The 17,292-nt window shown below is 66.0% G+C and carries 17 protein-coding genes; 9 read left to right on the forward strand and 8 right to left on the reverse strand.

The genetic code is table 11. From position 1 onward, the window contains the following. The 4 genes from GXY47_09360 to GXY47_09375 form a co-directional block, all read right to left on the reverse strand. The coding region (locus GXY47_09360) for an oxaloacetate decarboxylase (GenBank protein NLV31350.1) at positions 1-190 on the reverse strand (190 nt) is incomplete at its 3' end. A gap of 330 nt (positions 191-520) precedes the next feature. Further along, positions 521-1,381 (reverse strand): hypothetical protein, encoded by an 861-nt coding sequence (locus tag GXY47_09365; GenBank protein ID NLV31351.1) that lies wholly within the window; start codon positions 1,379-1,381, stop codon positions 521-523. Between the two features lie 53 nt (positions 1,382-1,434). After that, positions 1,435-3,936 (reverse strand): pyruvate, phosphate dikinase, encoded by a 2,502-nt coding sequence (locus tag GXY47_09370; protein NLV31352.1) that lies wholly within the window; start codon positions 3,934-3,936, stop codon positions 1,435-1,437. A 775-nt stretch (positions 3,937-4,711) separates the two neighbouring features. Continuing rightward, positions 4,712-6,043 (reverse strand): Glu/Leu/Phe/Val dehydrogenase, encoded by a 1,332-nt coding sequence (locus tag GXY47_09375; GenBank protein NLV31353.1) that lies wholly within the window; start codon positions 6,041-6,043, stop codon positions 4,712-4,714. A gap of 136 nt (positions 6,044-6,179) precedes the next feature. Here GXY47_09375 and GXY47_09380 point away from each other — a divergent pair, with 136 nt between their 5' ends. Beyond that, the gene (locus GXY47_09380; GenBank protein ID NLV31354.1) at positions 6,180-6,575 is read left to right on the forward strand and encodes a hypothetical protein; all 396 of its coding nucleotides are present in this window, start codon (positions 6,180-6,182) and stop codon (positions 6,573-6,575) included. 19 nt (positions 6,576-6,594) lie between these two features. Then, positions 6,595-8,070 carry a potassium/proton antiporter gene (locus GXY47_09385; GenBank protein ID NLV31355.1) on the forward strand — a complete coding sequence of 492 codons (1,476 nt, stop codon included), beginning with the start codon at positions 6,595-6,597 and terminating at the stop codon, positions 8,068-8,070. Positions 8,071-8,097: 27 nt separating this feature from the next. Here the strand turns inward: GXY47_09385 and rnk are convergent, their stop codons facing one another. Further along, positions 8,098-8,514 carry a nucleoside diphosphate kinase regulator gene (gene rnk, locus GXY47_09390; GenBank protein NLV31356.1) on the reverse strand — a complete coding sequence of 139 codons (417 nt, stop codon included), beginning with the start codon at positions 8,512-8,514 and terminating at the stop codon, positions 8,098-8,100. A gap of 503 nt (positions 8,515-9,017) precedes the next feature. Here rnk and GXY47_09395 point away from each other — a divergent pair. The 3 genes from GXY47_09395 to GXY47_09405 all read left to right on the forward strand — a co-directional run bounded on the left by GXY47_09395 (position 9,018) and on the right by GXY47_09405 (position 11,408). Beyond that, the gene (locus GXY47_09395) at positions 9,018-10,115 is read left to right on the forward strand and encodes a sensor histidine kinase (GenBank protein NLV31357.1); all 1,098 of its coding nucleotides are present in this window, start codon (positions 9,018-9,020) and stop codon (positions 10,113-10,115) included. Positions 10,116-10,131: 16 nt separating this feature from the next. Continuing rightward, entirely contained in the window at positions 10,132-10,791 is a 660-nt protein-coding gene (locus tag GXY47_09400) for a response regulator transcription factor (GenBank protein ID NLV31358.1), read from the forward strand. A 146-nt stretch (positions 10,792-10,937) separates the two neighbouring features. Further along, complete coding sequence (locus GXY47_09405; GenBank protein NLV31359.1) at positions 10,938-11,408, forward strand: hypothetical protein; 471 nt, start codon at positions 10,938-10,940, stop codon at positions 11,406-11,408. Here the strand turns inward: GXY47_09405 and GXY47_09410 are convergent. Together GXY47_09410 and GXY47_09415 are read right to left on the reverse strand one after the other, a co-directional pair. Further along, a complete protein-coding gene (locus GXY47_09410; protein ID NLV31360.1) occupies positions 11,392-12,045 on the reverse strand; it encodes a DedA family protein in 654 nt (217 codons plus the stop codon). The genes GXY47_09405 and GXY47_09410 overlap by 17 nt on opposite strands. 158 nt (positions 12,046-12,203) lie before the next feature. After that, positions 12,204-13,823, reverse strand: a complete 1,620-nt coding sequence (locus tag GXY47_09415; GenBank protein ID NLV31361.1) for a carboxylesterase/lipase family protein — start codon at positions 13,821-13,823, stop codon at positions 12,204-12,206. 213 nt (positions 13,824-14,036) lie between these two features. Between GXY47_09415 and GXY47_09420 the strand changes: the two genes are divergently transcribed. Next, a complete protein-coding gene (locus GXY47_09420) occupies positions 14,037-14,321 on the forward strand; it encodes a type II toxin-antitoxin system Phd/YefM family antitoxin (GenBank protein ID NLV31362.1) in 285 nt (94 codons plus the stop codon). After that, positions 14,308-14,622, forward strand: coding sequence for a type II toxin-antitoxin system RelE/ParE family toxin (locus tag GXY47_09425; protein ID NLV31363.1), 315 nt, complete (start codon positions 14,308-14,310; stop codon positions 14,620-14,622). Before GXY47_09420 ends, GXY47_09425 begins: the two co-directional genes overlap by 14 nt. Before the next feature lie 105 nt (positions 14,623-14,727). Here the strand turns inward: GXY47_09425 and GXY47_09430 are convergent, their stop codons facing one another. Further along, entirely contained in the window at positions 14,728-15,456 is a 729-nt protein-coding gene (locus GXY47_09430) for a DUF2461 domain-containing protein (GenBank protein ID NLV31364.1), read from the reverse strand. Between the two features lie 151 nt (positions 15,457-15,607). Between GXY47_09430 and GXY47_09435 the strand changes: the two genes are divergently transcribed. After that, the gene (locus GXY47_09435) at positions 15,608-17,098 is read left to right on the forward strand and encodes an NAD(P)/FAD-dependent oxidoreductase (GenBank protein ID NLV31365.1); all 1,491 of its coding nucleotides are present in this window, start codon (positions 15,608-15,610) and stop codon (positions 17,096-17,098) included. Then, on the forward strand, positions 17,088-17,292 hold a 205-nt coding region (locus GXY47_09440), incomplete at its 3' end, for an FAD-dependent oxidoreductase (protein NLV31366.1). The genes GXY47_09435 and GXY47_09440, both read left to right, overlap by 11 nt.

The raw sequence follows: 17,292 nt of genomic DNA on the forward strand, positions 1-17,292 counted from the left end.
AGGGGTCTTCATTCAAAAATCGGATGCAGGAGTCGAACGTGGCGCCCCCCCAGCATTCGACGGACCAGTACCCCGCCTTGTCCAGGTCTTCGCATGCGGGGACCATGTCTTCCAGGGACATCCGCGTGGCCATCACGCTCTGGTGGGCGTCGCGGAGGATGAGCTCGGTGATATCGATTTTCTTGGTCATTTCCGGTTCTCTCTCGTGGCAAACTTTTGCCCTGTCCTTTTCCTCCATGGGGAGAAAACAACCGGGGCCTATTAATAAGGACGTGTTGTGATCGATTGTATGAATCCGGGAACCCTGCGGCCGTCCGGGGAAACCTTCCGGGTGACGGGGGCCGGGGGAAAATCCGCAAACCGCCTTTCGGTTGAATTGAACAAACCTTCAAATCATTCCACAAACTTATAAGGATATAAAATCTATTAGTATCTTTCCAGCCCTCTTTGCCGCCTGGCGCCCATTTATGGGGGGGGCGGGGCAAACCCAGGGAAAGAAAGCGCTTGATCGGGACCGGGATCAGAGCAGATCCCGGGTCGCCTCCCCCGGGCGGGCGGGATCGAAGCGGACGAGGGCCAGTTCGGGGCCGTCATGGGCGGCCGAGAGGGCGACGGTCCTGCCGATCCGCTCCATCCACGTTCCCGTGAGACGGGCCGATTCGTGGATATGCCCGTGCAGGGTCACGAGCGGCTGTCTCGATTCGATGAAGCGCCGGATGGCGATGCTTCCGACGTGAACGTCCAACTGGACGTGCTTGTATTTCTGCCCGTCCAGGGCGGCGCGGTCGAGCCCCGTGTCGTAGGGGGGGGCGTGGAAGAGGAAGATCGCGCGTGCGAGGTCCCTCCCCCGGGTGAGGCGCTCCAGGTCCGACTGGATCGTCTGGTGTTTCAGCCTGCCCGGCTCCACGGGCACCGTCAGCCACCCCTCCTCCGGCGCCACGCAGAGGGGGTCGAGGTACCGGGACACGTCGTAGCGCTCCCAGTCCTTGAGCATGAAGGGGGTGGGCGGGACGAAGGCGTAGCCGTAAACGGCGTAATCGCCCCAGGGGACCGCGGCGTTGTGCACCTGGCGCCAGAGGCCCCCGGCTTCGTGCCGGCGGAGGGCCCCCTCCTCGGTCCGGGCGTCGTCGTTCCCCGGGATCAGGAAAACGGGGGGGCACCGGGGCCCCATGCCGGACCTGAGCCGCTCGAACCCGGGGGCGAAAAACTCTTCGACGAAGCTCTCGTACTCCCCCGCGCCCGCGACGGCGCCCAGGCCCGAGGGGAAGAGGTCCCCCCCCAGGAATACCGCCGCGGGGATTTCCCGCTCCATGGCTGCGAACAGCTTCCGGTAACGGTCCTCGCGGCCGTGGAGATCCGACACGAAAAAACACCCGCCCATACGATCCTCGTCTCAATAATAGGGGAAGCGAACGCCGGTGACCATGGGGAGGATCAGCCTCCCGCCCCCCGGCCGATGGGGATGAACAGGGCCGGGTCGCCGGCGGCCCCGATCTTGACCGCGTAGCTGGTCCTGTTTTTGATGTCGCGGTCGGTGACGAGGTGGACGCTGAGCAATCCGTCCGTCCTGCAACCCGTTTTCAGGTGGTTCAGGTGGCTGAGGCAGAGGCTCCACCCCTCGAGCCAGGAGAGGAGATCCTTTTCCTGGGCCCTGGTTCCCGCGAAGTGAACGAGCAGGTCGATGTCGCTCTCGGGGCCGGCGGTCCCGTTCTGGGTGCTTCCGAACAGGTAGAGGGCCTTGACGCCGAACCTCGCCGGGTCGAGGAGCTCGGCGATGCGCTCCACGCTCTCCAGGCGCCAGCGCCAGTGGAGGTTGACCCCCGGCTCCGCCGCCCGCCCCGGCCCCGCCCCGGGGCCGGCCTTGCCGAAAACGGACGGCGCTTCGAACGGCTCTCCGGGCGAAGGTTCCGCGAGCAGGGCGATCGCCTCGCCCAGTTCCCCGTTCATCAGCACCTGCACCGCCATCCCCGGGGCCGCGTGCGCCACGTCGATGATGCGCACCGTGTCGGCGAGGTGGGCGAAATCGGGGAGGAGGTCGGCCAGGCGGTTGGGCGAGCGCTCGAAGAAGGCGTCGTTGAACAGGGTGCCCCAGTCTCCGGGGTAGAGGGGGAGGTAGCGGATCGACGCCTCCACCAGGTCCTGGAAGAAGTGGGTGCCGAAGGAGAGTTCCGGGACGTAGTCCTGCCGCCTGAGGGCGATTTCCACGAGCATGGCGGTGTTGTTGATGTCCGAATAGGAGACATTCACCCCCAGCCGGATGTCGCCGCGGCTCCCCCAGCGCCCCGGTCCCATGAGAATGAACCGGCGCCTGGGCAGGAGCTGGTTCAGCGCGGCCACGGCCCGGCCGACGGCGAGCAGGTCGGCCCGGCTCGGCAGCTCGGCGTACCTGCCGGGGTCGATGTAGACGATGTGGGTCAGGTTGGTGATGGAGGCGCTCGTGACGTGCCGGTTGGCCGTGAACAGGATCCGCTCCTTCGGGATGTCCCGCGGGATCGGGGGAGGGTGCGCGCTCGGGCTGTAGCTCTGCGGCCGGCACTGCACCAGGTAGAGATCGGTGCCGTCGTGCGCGAATTCCAGGTCGACGGGCGCCCCGAACTCCGACTCGAGGGTGCGCAGGATCTCCGCCGCCTGGTCGACGAAGGGGGTCCTCCCCAGCAGGCCCTCGAAGGTCACCACCCACCGGTCGGCCTCGCCGTCGAGCCCGCTGCTCCACGGCTGCACCAGCCGGCCGTCCTCGAGGATCGAGACGAGCTCGTGGGCCATCGGGTATTCGGCCGCGTGGCGGCCGAGGAGCTCGCGGATCTCGACCGTCTCGAACAGTCCCGATTCCAGGTTGACGGCGTCGATGCACCGTGGGGAGTAGCGCACCTTCTCCTCGACGGTGGCGTTGACCCGGAGCGTCGGCTGCCCGGGCGAGACGAGGATCGGGTAGTCGTCCTGCACCCGGTCCACCGCCCGGGTGCCGAGCCCCGGCACCATGCGCAGCAGCCCGTCCTCGCGCCGCAGGCGGCGGGACCAGGGGTATTCGTTGCGGCTGAAGGCCACGCCCGAGAAGGCGGGGAGGTACCAGGGGCCGACGCGGGTCCCCACCACCTCCTGGATCATGATCCCCATCTCCTCGTGGAAATCGGTCAGCCCCCGCTGCGCGCGGTAGCCGATCGGGTCGGGGCCGAAGGTGGAGGCGTACACCTCCGCCACCGCGTCGAGGAGCTCGAGCATGCGCTGGCGCTTGGTCCCCCGGTTGGCGATGAAGAGGCTCTTGTACTTGCCCGCGAACGACGTCCCCCGGCTGTCTTCGAGCAGGCTGGAACTGCGCACGATCAGCGGGACCTCGCCGAGGTCGTCGAGCGCGATCGAGAGCCCGTTGACGATTTCGGGGGGGAAGGAGGCGCTCTTGAACACCTGGACGATGGCGGGGTACTCGCCCCGCACCTGGCCGATGTCCTTGTATTTGTGCTCGGCGATCTCTTCCAGGTCGTTGTAGTTGATGAAATCGTAGAGCCCGTCGGAGGTGATGTGCCACGTCTTCGGCGTCCGGACCCCCTTGAGGAGGGGTTGCTCCTCCGCCTTCTTCTTCAGGACCTGGGAGGCGACGAACAGGCCCGCCCCTTTCCCCCCGAGCCGGCCGTGGCTTTCGGCGGGGTAGATCGTCCGTTCGAAAAGACCGTGGAAATCGTTGACGCTGATGAACTGCTTGGCGACCTGGACGAACTCGGCGTCGTCGCTCAGGACCCGCTGGATCAGCGAGACGCGGAAGGTGCGTTCGCGCGGGGAGGAGAGCTCCACCCCCTGTGGGATGAGGTGGCGGTAGCGCTCGATGGCGCCGGAGATCTCGTGCAGCGAGGAGTTGGGGTTTTCGAGCGCCTTGATCAGGAACCCGGACCGGTCCTCCTGGATCCATTTGTGGATGAACCCGATGATCTCGGCTTCCCCCATGTGCTTGCCCGCCAGGCGGAAGATTTCCTCGCTCGCCGACTGCAGGTCCTCGACCGCCCCCATCCTGAGCGGCCGGTTCTCGTCCGGCTCCTCGTCCTCCCCCTGCAGGGACGGGCTGATCCGTTCCAGGATGCGGTGGGCCTTTTCATAACCGGACCAGGAGAGGTGGTTCAGCATCTTCCGGGAGACGCGGGTGAGCAGCTTGGGGTCCGTCCGGCGCAGCAGGTCCAGGATCACGGCCCACTCGGAGGAGGGCTCCTCCTTCAATTTGTGGGTCTCGAAGACCGACTTGAGCTTGGTGTAGAGGATCCGGTGCCTGAGACGGTCCGCGATCGTGTTGATCAGCTTGCGCTCTTCCTTGAGAAAGGGGCCCTCGTCGGCGGGGGGGCGCTCCTCGGTATAGCAGACGCTGATGCGGCCCACGACCTGTTCCTGGACCAGGATGTCGGAGTGCTGCATCCAGGGGGAGGGGCGGAAGCCGTCCGTCCGGGCATCGATGTCGTCGTAGACGATACGGGCCTGGCAGATGTCGGAAAACTGCCACCCGGACGGGAGGGTGCGGACGATTCTCCGGAAGGTGTCCTCCAGCGTGAACTCCGGCGCGCTCAGGACCTCCTCGATTTCGTAGAGGCAGTTGAGTTCCTTGGCCCGCTCCTTCAGGTCGACCAGGAGCTTGTTGAGCGATCGGCTTTCCATGGCCCGCCTCCCGGGATTCCCGCGGCGATCGGCGCTTTTCCCCCCCGCCCGGTTTCCGCGCCGGGCGGGGGGGAGGGGGTCAGCACCAGCCCCGGTCCTTGCACGCGCGCGCCACTCGGTTGACGGCCAGGACGTAGGCGGCGTCCCGCATGGGGATCCCCTGCTTCCGGGAGACGTCCACAACGGCGTGGAACGCGTTCGTCATCTTGGAATCGAGCTTGTCGAACACTTCCTTTTCTTCCCAGTAGTAGTTCATGTTCCCCTGGACCTGCTCGAAATAGCTGCAGGTGACCCCGCCGGCGTTGCAGAGGATGTCGGGAACCATGAAGATGCGGCGCTTGTCGAGCAGGACATCCCCTTCGGGCGTCGTCGGCCCGTTGGCCCCCTCGGCCACCAGTTTCACGCGGCCGTGCACCTTCGGCACGGTGTCGGCCGTCAACTGGTTCTCCACCGCGGCCGGGATCAGGATGTCCACGTCCTGCTCGAGCCACGCTTCGCCCGGGAGGATTTCGTACCCCAGGTCCTGCGCCTTGGCCCGGTTGATGGTGCCGAAGGGGTCGCTGATCGACTTGAGCTCGTCGAACCGGATCCCCGATTTCTTTCGGCAGCAGAAGGTCTTGTTGTCGGTGGGATCCCAGCTCGACACCGAGACGACCATCCCGCCGATCTTGTGGTAGAGCTCCACGGCGTACTGGGCCACGTTGCCGAACCCCTGGATGCTGGCGGTGGTGTTTTCCGGTTTCAGGTTGAGCTCCTTGAGCGCCTCGCGCACCGTCAGGACCACCATATACCCCGTGGCCTGGGTGCGTCCGAGCGACCCCCCGATGCTGACCGGCTTGCCGGTGATGAAGCCGGGGTAGCGACCGCCGGCGATCTTCTCGTACTCGTCCAGCATCCAGAGCATGTCCTGCGGGTTGGTCATCACGTCGGGGGCGGGCACGTCGAGGTTCGGGCCGATGTCCCGGGCGATCTGCCGCACCCAGCCCCGGCAGAGCTGCTCGATCTCGTTCAGGCTGAGGTTGTGCGGGTCGCACACGATCCCCCCCTTGGCCCCCCCCAGCGGGATGTCCACCACCGAGCACTTCCACGTCATCCACATGGCCAGGGCCCGGATCGTGTCGATCGTCTCCATCGGGTGGAAGCGGATCCCCCCCTTGCACGGGCCGCGCGCGTCGTTGTGCTGGACCCGGAAGCCGCGGAAGATCCGGATCCCCCCCTTGTCCATCCGTACCGGGATGCTGAAATGATATTCGCGGATGGGGTTGCGGAGCAGGTCCCGCGTCGGCCCGTCCAGGCCCAGCATGCCGGCGATCCGGTCGAACTGCTGCTGAGCGGTTACGAAAGGGTTATAGGAGGACTCGACAGGCGCGCTTTTTTTCACTGGAGGCGCTGCTGCTTTTTTTGCGGTCATTGACATGCCCTTCTCTGATATGTTCTGTTGACGATATCGTCCGGAAAGACGCACTCTCCGGAGGGGTCATTCTAATGCATCCGGGTCCGCGCGGAACAGTGGAAAACGCAGAACGGAGCACGAGCAGGGAGAAGCCATGTCCGAGAAATTTCAACTCAAGCCCGGGGGCATCGTCGCCCGCCAGGCGAAAGCGGGGATCGTCGTCGCCGCCCTCTTCCTGATTTTCGGCCTCGTGTTCGCCGGGGTCGTGCTCCGCGAGAGCTCCTCCTCGGAGCCGGGGATGTCGCTGCTGATCGGGGCCTTTTTCCTGATCTGGGTCGTCGTCTGCCTGGTCCTCATCGTTTCCTTCGCCCGCGTGCTGAGGGCGGGGGGAGGGGCCTGCGCCGACTCCCTGGGTGAGGTCGTCGTCGAGGGCTCCGCGGAAGACTTCGAAACGAGGCTGAGGCGGCTGGAGAACCTGCGGCGCGACCGGCTGATTACCGAAGAGGAGTATCAGGACAAACGTTCCCGGATCCTCGGGGAAAAATGGTGAAACGCTTCAAGGCAATCCCATGATCCTGACGTTCGAAAACGCGATCCTGATCGCTTCCATCCTGATCTTCATCTCCCTGATCGCGGGGAAGACGTCCTACCGGGTGGGTGTCCCGGTCCTGGTCTTCTTCCTGGGGATCGGCATGCTGGCCGGTTCGGAAGGGATCGGGGGGATCCAGTTCAACAACCCGCTCATCGCCCAGGCCGTCGGTGTCATCGCGCTCAACTTCATCCTCTTCTCGGGGGGGTTCGAGACCGACTGGAGGACCATCCGCCCGATCGTGTGGCACGGCATCAGCCTCTCCACCCTCGGGGTGCTCCTGACCGCCGTCTTCGTGGGGCTCTTCATCCACGCCATCACCGATTTCACCCTATATGAAGGCCTGCTCCTCGGTTCCATCGTCTCCTCGACCGATTCGGCCGCGGTCTTCTCCATCCTGCGCTCCAAGAGCCTCTCGCTCAAGGGGAGGCTGCGCCCCACCCTGGAGCTCGAAAGCGGCAGCAACGACCCGATGGCCTACGTGCTGACGATCACCTTCACCCAGCTGATCTCCCACCCGGAAGCCTCCCCGGGCGCCGTGACCCTCCTCTTTTTCCGGCAGCTCGTCGTCGGGTTCATCCTCGGGCTCGTCATCGGGTACCTGGGGGCGAAGGTGTTCAACCGGATCCGGCTCGATTACGAAGGGATGTACCCGGTCCTGATGATCGCCATCATGCTTTTCAGTTTCGGCGCAGCCTCCTTCGCCGGCGGCAACGGCTTCATGGCCGTCTACCTGGCCGCCGTCATCCTGGGGAACCAGGAACTGATCCACAAGCGGCAGATCCTCCGGTGGTTCGACGGCGTCGCCTGGTTCATGCAGATCACGCTCTTCATCACGCTGGGCCTGCTGGTCTTCCCGAGCCAGTTGATCCCCGTCATGGGGATCGGGTTGGGCATGGCCCTTTTCCTGATCCTCGTGGCGCGCCCGCTCGCCGTGTTTCTGAGCCTCCTCTTTTTCAGGAGAAAGCGGCGGGGGAAGACCTTCATCGCCTGGGTCGGCCTGCGGGGGGCCGTGCCCATCGTCTTCGCGACCTACCCGCTGCTGGCGGGGGTGGAAAAAGCCCAGATGATCTTCAACATCGTCTTCTTCGTCTCGCTGACCTCGGTGGTGATCCAGGGGACGACCATCCCCTGGGTGGCGCGCCGGCTCCGGCTCCTCCTCCCCGTCCGGGTCAAGCGGATGACGCACGCCGATTTCGAGCTCTCCGACAGCGTCAAATCGGAGTTCGTGGAGATCGAGCTGTCGAAGGAGAGCGCCGCGGTGGGGAAGCCGATCGTGGACCTGCGGTTCCCCAAGGCGGCGCTCATTTCGCTCATCCGGAGGGGGGGGAAATTCATCTCCCCCAACGGGACCACGGTCCTCGAGGCGGGGGATGTCCTCTGGGTCATCGCCGAGACCAAGGCCTCCATGAAGGAGGCCTACACGGCCCTCGAGATCAAATACCTCGAAGACTGACCGCCGCGGTCCCCGGCCGGGAGGCGGCTACAGGTGAAAGTCCCCCGCCGCCTCGGGCTGATAGACGATCTCCTCGATCTTCAGGTGGCGCGTGCCGTTGGGGACCTCCCATGTCACCGTGTCCCCCGCGCGGTACCCGATCATGGCGGTGCCGATGGGGGCCAGGATGGAGATCTTCCCCTTCTCGAAATCGGCCTCGCTCGGGAACACCAGCTGGATCGTCATCTTCTTCTCCGTGTCCAGGTCCGTCACCCGCATCTGCGTGTTCATGGTGACCACGTCGGGCGGGATCTTCTCGGAAGGGACCACGACCGCCCGGTCCATCTCCTCCTCGAGATGGGAGAGATACTCCTTGTCCTTCTGGTTCCAGTACTGGGTTCCCTCGAGCAGCTTCCGAAGACGCTGCATATCGTAATCGGTGATATGGATACGCCGTTTTGCCATGGGAAATCTCCTTTAATCTCCGTGTGCCCGGGCCGGAGGTCCGGCCGGGGCCTGAATGTCATCTGTTTTGGCGGACTGCTATGCGAGCGGGGGCGCAATCCTCAGGGTCCCGGCGGCGGCTGGGTCAGCAGGCTGCCGGGACCGACGGATCGCAGAATTTTCGGGCGGAACTCCGGATTCTGACCCGAAAACGCGCCGGGCCGGATTCCGGGAAGCGCGGCCGCGGCAGGCCGCGGCGGGCGGCGGGGCGCACCTCCAGGGGTGATGGCAAAGAAACCGGTCTCCTCGAGTCTGTCATAATGGCGCCCATCGGGATCCCCCCGGCCGCCGTCCTTCCGCCCGCTCGGGCTGAAGGGGGGCCGGAGATCTGGTATCATAAGTCATCATCACCGATGTGCGGGGGAAGGGCAATCGGGCATACGCTGGAATCGACCATCCCCGTAGGTGAAAAGGGCCTCATCCAACGGAGCGAAGCCCTTCATCCAATGGAGGGAAACGGGGGGATGCCGAACCGCAGCAGAGTCCCGAACGATCCACGCCGTTTCCTGGCCGAACGGCTGAAGGAGCTGGACTGCCTCTACTCCATAAGCAAGATTTCGGAAGGGAAGGGCCTGACGCTCGACGGCGTGATCCGGCGCATGATCCAGGTGATTCCGGTGGCGTGGCAGTATCCGGAAGTCGCGGGGACGCGGGTGGTGCTGGAGGGAAAAGAATACCGGACCCGCCGCTTCGTCCCCGGCCCCTGGATCCAGCAGTGTCCCATCATCGTTCAGGGCGCCCCGGTCGGCGCGGTCGCCGTAAGCTACGCCGAAGAGCGTCCCGAGCGGGAAGAGGGCCCCTTTCTCCACGAGGAGCGGAACCTGCTCAACGTCATCGCCCAGCGCCTGGGGGAGGTGATCGAGCGCAAGTGGTCGGAGCGGCGGCTGGCCGAATACCAGGCGAAGCTCCGGTCGCTGGCGGCGGAGCTCGCACTCAGCGAGGAGCGGGAGCGGCGCAGGATCGCCCAGGCGCTGCATGACCGGATCGGGCAGGTGCTGGCGCTCATCCACATCAGGATCGGGGCGCTGCTGGAAGCTTCCTCCGACTCCAGGCTCGTGCGGGAACTGGCCGCAGTCCGGGAACTGGTGTCCGAATCGATCGCCGAAACCCGTTCCCTGACCTACGACCTCAGCCCCCCCATCCTCTACGAACTCGGGTTCGAGGCGGCCCTGGACTGGCTGGCGGAATGGATCGGGCAGCAGTACGGCGTGGCGGTCGAGATCGACGGGGACGGGCGCCCCGTCCCGCTCAGCCTCCAGTGGCGCACCACCCTCTTTTCGGCCGTGCGCGAACTCCTGGTGAACGTCGCCAAGCACTCCGGGTCGACGAGCGCCCGGGTGCGAGTGCGGCGCAACGGGGGCAGGATCAGGGTGTCGGTGGAGGATACGGGGGTCGGGATGGATCCCGCAAAGCGGGGGAAGAAGGCGCCGGAGGGGTTCGGGCTCTTCAGCATCCGGGAGCGGCTGGGCTCGATGGGGGGAGAGGTGGCGATAGCGTCCCGGCGGGGGAAAGGGACCACGGTGACCCTTTCCGTCCCCGCCGGGGAGAGGAAAACAGACTGAGAGCGGGGGGTGCGGCATGGCGGTTCGGATCCTGATCGTCGACGACCACAAGATCGTGTGCGACGGTCTGAAGTCGCTGCTCGAGGCGCAGCCTGAGATGGACATCGTCGCGCAGGCGGCCGACGGGCGCGAGGGGGTAAAGCTCGCCCTCCGGCTGAGGCCCGACATCGTGATCATGGACGTGGCGATGCCGGGCCTCAACGGCCTGGACGCGGTGCGCCAGATCCTGGAAGCGGACCCGGACATCCGCATCATCGCGCTTTCCATGCACGCCGACCGGCGCTACGTCACCGGCATGCTCTCCGCGGGGGCCTCGGGCTACATCCTCAAGCACTGCGCCTTCGAGGAGCTGGTGCGGGCCATTCCCATCGTGCTCTCCCGCCAGGTCTACCTGAGCCCGGCCATCGCCGGGATCGTGGTCGACGAACTCGCCTCCCGTGTTCCCCGCGCCCGGCCGTCCCCCTCCACCGTCCAGGCGCTCACTTCGAGGGAGCGGGAGGTGCTCCAGCTGATTTCGGAGGGTCACAGCGCCCGGGAGATCGCCCTGCGCCTCAACCTGAGCGTCAAGACGGTCGAAACCCACCGCCGGCAGCTGATGGGGAAGCTGGGGATCCGCAGCGTCGCGGACCTCACCAAGTTCGCCATCCGCGAGGGGCTGACCTCCCTCGACCGGTAGAACTCGGCCTCATCCTTTGGAGCGCGTGCCCTGTTCCAAATGGGCGCGGGTTTCGCGGATTCCCCCTTGCCGATTCCAGCCTGAGCCCGATTGCCCTTTCCTCGGCGGCGGGGAATGATTGGGGCGTCTTCATCCGGAGAGGCTCCATGCATCCCACGCTGTTCGATCCTTCGACCACCGAAAGCCAGGCGACGGCCGTGCTCGAGGAGCTCCACCGGCAGAACCGGCTGGACGAGCACCAGGCCGACCTGGCCGGCGTCCTGCGCTCGGTCCGTTCCCGGGAGCTCGTCCGGGCCGTGCTGGAATACGCCACGCGGGTCGACAAGGCTTCGGATATCCTGATCGCCGAGGTGCTTCACGTGCTGGTCTCCGCCGACCACCTGGTCTCGACCCGGGCCCGGGCCGCCGCGGCGCTCGGGCACCTCGTTTCCCGCCGTCCCCCCGGGACGGTTTCCGATTTCGACCTCGACCGGGTGGTCGAATCGATGAGCCACGTGCTCCGCCGGACGGATTCCCCCGCCCTGAAAAAGGCCCTGTTCGGGGCCCTGGGGCAGGTGCGGGGCCGGACCGTCGCTCCCGCCGGTCCGGGGACGTCCCGGTTCAGAACACGTATTTGACGAGATAGAAGCCGCCGCCGAGGAGCACGACGAAGGCCACGGCGAGCCAGTTGAAATATTTGTCGATGAAGGGGAGGGCCCGGGGGCCGATGAGCCAGAACGCCCCCGCGACCAGGTAAAAGCGGAGCGACCGGCCGACGATGCAGGCGGCGGCGAACACCAGGAGGTCCATCCGGGCGAAGCCCGCCGTGATGGTCAGGAGCTTGAAGGGGATCGGGGTCAGGGCGGCGACGAAGACGTACCACATCCCGTACTGTTCGAACTGGCCCGCGAGCCAGTCGACCCCCTCGCGCGTGATCCCCGGGATCCTGAGGGCCAGGTCGATGAGGGCGTAGCCGATCAGGTAGCCCAGGAAGGCCCCCAGCACGCTCCCGAGGGTGGTGACGGTGGCGAATCCCATCGCCTTCTTCCGGTTGCCCAGCGCCAGCGGCCCCAGCAGCACGTCGGGCGGGACCGGGAAGAAGCTGCTTTCCATGAAACTCAAGCCGAACAGCGCCGTGGTCGAGTGGGGGTGGTGGGCGAAGCCGAGCACCCAGTCGTACAGCCGCCGGTGCAGGTGCCACCACGGCACCGCCCGCGCCGCCTCCGCCTCGTTCACCACCGCCGCGCCCTCTTCCGGGCCGGGCGTCTCTCGCATGGGAGCCCCTTTTCCGCCGGCCGCCGCGCCGCGCGCGCCCTCCGGCCGGACCCCGAAACAGTAGCGGCCCCCCCGGCCCAAATCAATCGTTTTCTACCCCCGCCGCGGCTGCCGCACTCGGGGGTGAAGCAACCTCCGAAAGGGCGTCCCCCGCAAATCTACTCGAGCGCCTTCATCAGGATCCGGCGGATTTCCCCGTACGGGTCCTTCCGCACCCGGCTCGTGACGTCGAAGACCATGGTGGACCGGTCTTTCAGGTCGTAGCGGGGCCAGCGGGGCAGGCCTTCGGTGTTGGGGTCGCCCGCATGCGCGAAGGCGGCCCACGCCGCGCTCATCGCGTCGGCCACGCGCTGGGGATCGGGCCCGGGGCCGACCATGGCGCGGCTGCCTTCGACGTTGTTGAAGACCAGCGGAAGGTCCAGGGCGTGGTGCGAGCGGAGCCTCCCGTCGCTCGCCGGCGTTTCCCACGCGAGGAGGTAGGCGTAGACCGGGGCGGACTGGCGCGCCTTCCGTTCCGCCTGGACCACCGTCGCGATCCAGTACCCCTTCATCGTCTCGGCGGCCGTAATCAGGTGCGCGGGGGAATAGCCGGGGAAGGCGGCGCCGAGCGCCGGGATCAGTTCCTCAGCCTGCGCCGGCAGGGACCGGCGCACGTAATCCTCGAAATCCTTTTCGGTCGCGCTCCAGAGTCTGGGATCCCGGGTGCGGAAGATGGTCATCTCATCCTTGTTCGAGCCGATCAAAAGCGGCACCCGGGCGGAAAACCCGGGAGCGTCCGGGATAAAGGGCTGGCGCGTCAGGGCCACGCCGTCCACGCAGGGGACGAACCCGCCGGTCGGCATGAACAGCTTCCCTTGAGGGGAGGCGCTCGGGGACGCCGGGGGCTGGGCCTTGAAGATGGCCGTGGCGTCGGCCCGGGCGAGGGCCTCGACGTCCCCTTCGGCGACGCCGAGCTTCTCGAGCAGCTGGCGGCCGTAGGCCGCGGCTTCGGCGGCGGTGGGCGCGTCGAGGCCGGCGCCGCTCTGGATGACGGCCTTGTGAAAGAGGCCTTTTGCCCCGGTCATCGCCATGAGCATCGCGACCTTGCGGCCGCCGCCGCTCTCCCCGAAAATCGTGACGTTGCCGGGGTCGCCGCCGAACGCGGCGGCATTGTCCCGGACCCACTCGAGGCCGAGCACGATGTCGAGCATTCCCGACTGCCCCGAGGATCTGTATTCGGGCCCCCACTCCGGGCCGAGCTGGAGAAACCCGAACACGTTCAACCGGTGGTTGAGCGCGACGACGACCACGTCCCCGATGCGGGCGAGGTTGGCGGCGTCGTTGATCGCGTCCCCGCCGGAACCGGAAGAGAAGCCGCCGCCATGGAGCCAGACCATGACGGGCCTTTTCTTGCGGTCGGCCCCCGGGGTCCAGACGTTGAGGAACAGGCAGTCTTCGCTCATGCCGGGGCCATCGGATGCGGCGCCGGGCGCCGCTGCGGCCTGAATCGCCTTGTTCCCCAGCTTCGTGGCGTCGGCCACTTCCACCCATGGGGCGGGCTTGCGCGGCGGGCGGAAACGGAACTCCCCGGTCGGCGGGGCCCCGTAGCGGATGCCGCGGAAAATCAGCAGCCCCTGGGCATCGGTGAGCCCGCGTACGGGCCCGCCGGCCGTTTGGACCACGGGGCCGGACGGCTGGGAATCGGCGCGAACACCGGCGATGGATCCCGCTACGGCGAGGATCAGCAAAAAGCCTGCGCAGGCGACTGCATGCGGAACACGGCAATCGGGATGTCTCATCTTCAGCCCCCCAGATAAGCCAAAAGCAATCAAGTGCACAATACCCCAAATCCGAATCGTGCACTTCAGTTTTCTCTATCTTCCAGCAAATTCCGGGAACGCTCCTCGATGTCCCGGTTTTTGCAGCGATGGGAAATCACCGCTTCGCTTCGGATCAGGTGTCAGAATTGGTATATAATAAATATACTAAACTACTACGAAGGAGGGGGTGCGATGATGACCATCAAGCCGTCTGCTGCGATCCGTAAGAATTACAAGGAGATATCGGATTTGTGCAAACGCTCGGGAGAGCCGGTGTATCTGACCAAAAACGGTGAAGGCGACCTTGTGGTTATGGATATGGAGACCTATGCGCGCAGGGAAAGCATGCTGCGTTTGCGCGAAAGCCTGCTTGTGGCCGAAGAGAGCCGGTTGCATGGTCCATCGGGGCATTCCGCCGAGGAGGTGTCCGTCATGATGAAGGACGCCGTCCGCGAGGTTTTGAATGCCCGCCGATAGGATTTTCCGGGTGGTTGTCGCCGAGGAAGCTGCACAAATGCTGGTTTCCCATGCCCGGTTTCTGGCCGAGGTCAGCGAAGCCGCCGCTTCGAGGCTGATCGAGGATTTCGAAACCCAGGCCAGATCGCTCGAGCGATTCCCCGAAAGAAACCCCGTTTTGCTTGCACCGTCGCTTGTGCCGGGAAAATACCGCAAGCTTCTGCTCGAGAAGAGGTACTTGCTGATTTACCAGATCAGGGGCTCCGCCGTATACGTGGATGCGGTTGTGGACACCCGCCAGGACTACGGCTGGTTGCTCTAACCCTCCCCGGAATCCGTGATGATGCAGCTTTGATTCGGCAGGGAAATGGGTTCCTCCGGGTTGAGCAGGGCAGGCGGGCATAGCCGGCCCGGGCGCCGGCGGAGGCTACCCCATCGGTCCTTGTGCACATCCCCTGTCCATGGCCGTCATCGGATCGGTCTGGAGCGGTTGGTTGAGAAAACGAACCAGGGGGAGCATGGCCGTAAAGAGCGTGAGCAGGCGTGGGAGGAGTTTCGGCCCCCCGGCGAGCGCCGGCGGCTCGGTGCGGGAGACGTGAAACCGCTTCCGGCGCAGCAGGTCGATCGCGGGGTGGTCGGCGGGATACCCCGCGGGGGGGCGGATCAGGCTCTCCCCCTGAAGCTCCCCGAACAGGCTCCTGAAGTCCCGCCGCCGGGTGATCGCCTGGAGTTCGCGCCAGTGGTCCGCGATATGCCGGCGCAGGAGCCACAGGGTCGGGCCGTCGGGCATGTAGACCCCGCCCGCGATGACGATCTCGGCCGGCTCGAGGTGAAAATAGAGGCAGGCCCCCGTTTTCTTCGGGACTCCCCGCGGGACGAACAGGGCGGCGACGTGCGTTTTATAGGGGCGCCGGTCGGGGCTGAAACGGAGGTCGCGGTGGATGCGGTAGAGGACCCGTTTCGGGTCCACGATCAATTCCGGGGCGAGCGGCTCGAACGCCCGGCCGAGGGCGAGCACCAGGTCCGTCATCGGGGCCTTCACCTTCCGTTCATACACTTCCTTGTGCGCCTGGAACCACTCCCGGTTGTTGTTCCGTTTGAGTTGCCGCAGAAACCCGAGAGTTTCGGGTGGGAAGCCGTCGAATCCGTTCGCCATGGGGCGCAACCTCGCAGACATGGAGACAGGGTACACCATCCCGGTGCGCCTTTTGGGCGAAATCCCCCTTTGTCTTTTTAGCTAGATATGGCATCCTTGGAATTGTTGGAATACCATGGTCGACCAGATAACGATTGTGAGGGGGCCGGCAGTGAAGCATAGCTACGAGGTGTTGATCATCGGCGGCGGGGTGGTCGGATGCGCCATCGCCCGGGAGTTGTCCCGCTACCGCGTGCGCGCCGCTCTCCTGGAGAAGGAAGCGGACGTGGGGATGGGGGCGAGCTGCCGCAACAGCGGGGTGCTCCACTGCGGGTTCAAGTACGCCCCGGGGACCCTGCGGGCCGTCCTCGATGTCAGGGGCAACGCCATGATGGACGACCTCTGCCGGGACCTGAAGGTGAAGATGAAGCGGATCGGGAAACTGACCGTCGCGCTCGACGAGGAGGACGAACCGATGCTCGGCCACCTCAAGGAGCAGGGGGACGCCAACGGCGTCCCGGGGCTCGAGGTGATCGACCGCGACCGGATGCAGCGGATCCAGGCGGGGGTGGAGGGCTACAAGGCGCTCTATTCCCCTTCGAGCGCCATCGTCTCCCCCTACAACCTGACGATCGCCCTGGCGGAAAACGCCCTGGCCAACGGGGTCGATTTCCACCTCGGGCAGAAGGTCGCGGCGATCACGCGGCGGGAGCCGCGCTGGGAGGTGCGCACCGCGGCCGGGGACACCTTCACGGCCGATCTCCTCGTCAACGCCTCGGGCCTGTTCGCGGCCGACGTCTGCCGCATGGTCGGCATCGGGGAATACGCCATCTACCCCTGCCGGGGTGAATACTACGTCCTGGACCGGCGCCTGGATGGCACGTTGACGGCCCTGGTCTACCCCGCGCCCAAGAAGAACGCGCCCGGGTGGGGCACGCACCTGACCCCGACCGTGGACGGGAACATCCTGATCGGTCCCACCGCCGAGTACCTGGACGACCCCGAGGATTTCGCCTGTACTTCCGACGTCATGGCCCGGCTCCGCCGGGAATGCCAGCGCCTGCTCCCCTCCATCCGGCAGTCGGACTACATCCGCAATTTCGCCGGCACCCGGGCCAAGCAGACGCCTCCCGAGGTCGGCGGGAACAAGGACTTTGTCATCGAAGACCGGAAGGACCTCAAGGGGTTCGTCAACCTGGTGGGGATCGAAAGCCCGGGGCTGACCTCCTCTCCCGCCATCGCCGAGATGGTGGTGGGGATGGTGAAAAACCACCTGGCGCTCGAGCCCGACCCCGCCTTCAACCCCGTCCGCCCCGGCTCGCTCGATTTCTTCTGGGAACTCCCCCCGGAAGAGAAGGCGGCCCGGATCGCCGAAGACCCCGATTACGGCGAGATCATCTGCAGGTGCGAGAAGATCACCAAGCGGGAGGTGATCGACGCCATCCGCAACCCCCTGGGGGCGCGGACGATGGTGAGCCTCAAGTACCGGGCGCGCGCCTCCATGGGCCGGTGCCAGGGGGGCTTCTGCATCCCCCGCATCGTGCGCCTGCTGCGGGACGATTTCGGGTGGGACCCGGAGGATTTTCTCAAGCGAGGGGCCGATTCCCCGATGTTCGTGGGGAACATGCGCCCGGACAAAGGAGGGCAGGCCCATGAAGCCTAAGGCATCCCCGATCGAAAAGATCCAGAGGGAGGTGGTGGTCATCGGCGGGGGGCCCGCCGGGCTGGCCGCCGCGATCGCGGCCCGGGAGGCGGGCTGCAGGGAGGTGCTCCTCATCGAGCGCGACCGGATCCTGGGGGGAATCCTGAACCAGTGCATCCACGACGGCTTCGGGCTGCACGCGTTCAAGGAGGCGC

It is taken from the genome of Acidobacteriota bacterium, from assembly GCA_012729555.1.
Taxonomy (GTDB): domain Bacteria; phylum Acidobacteriota; class UBA6911; order UBA6911; family UBA6911; genus UBA6911.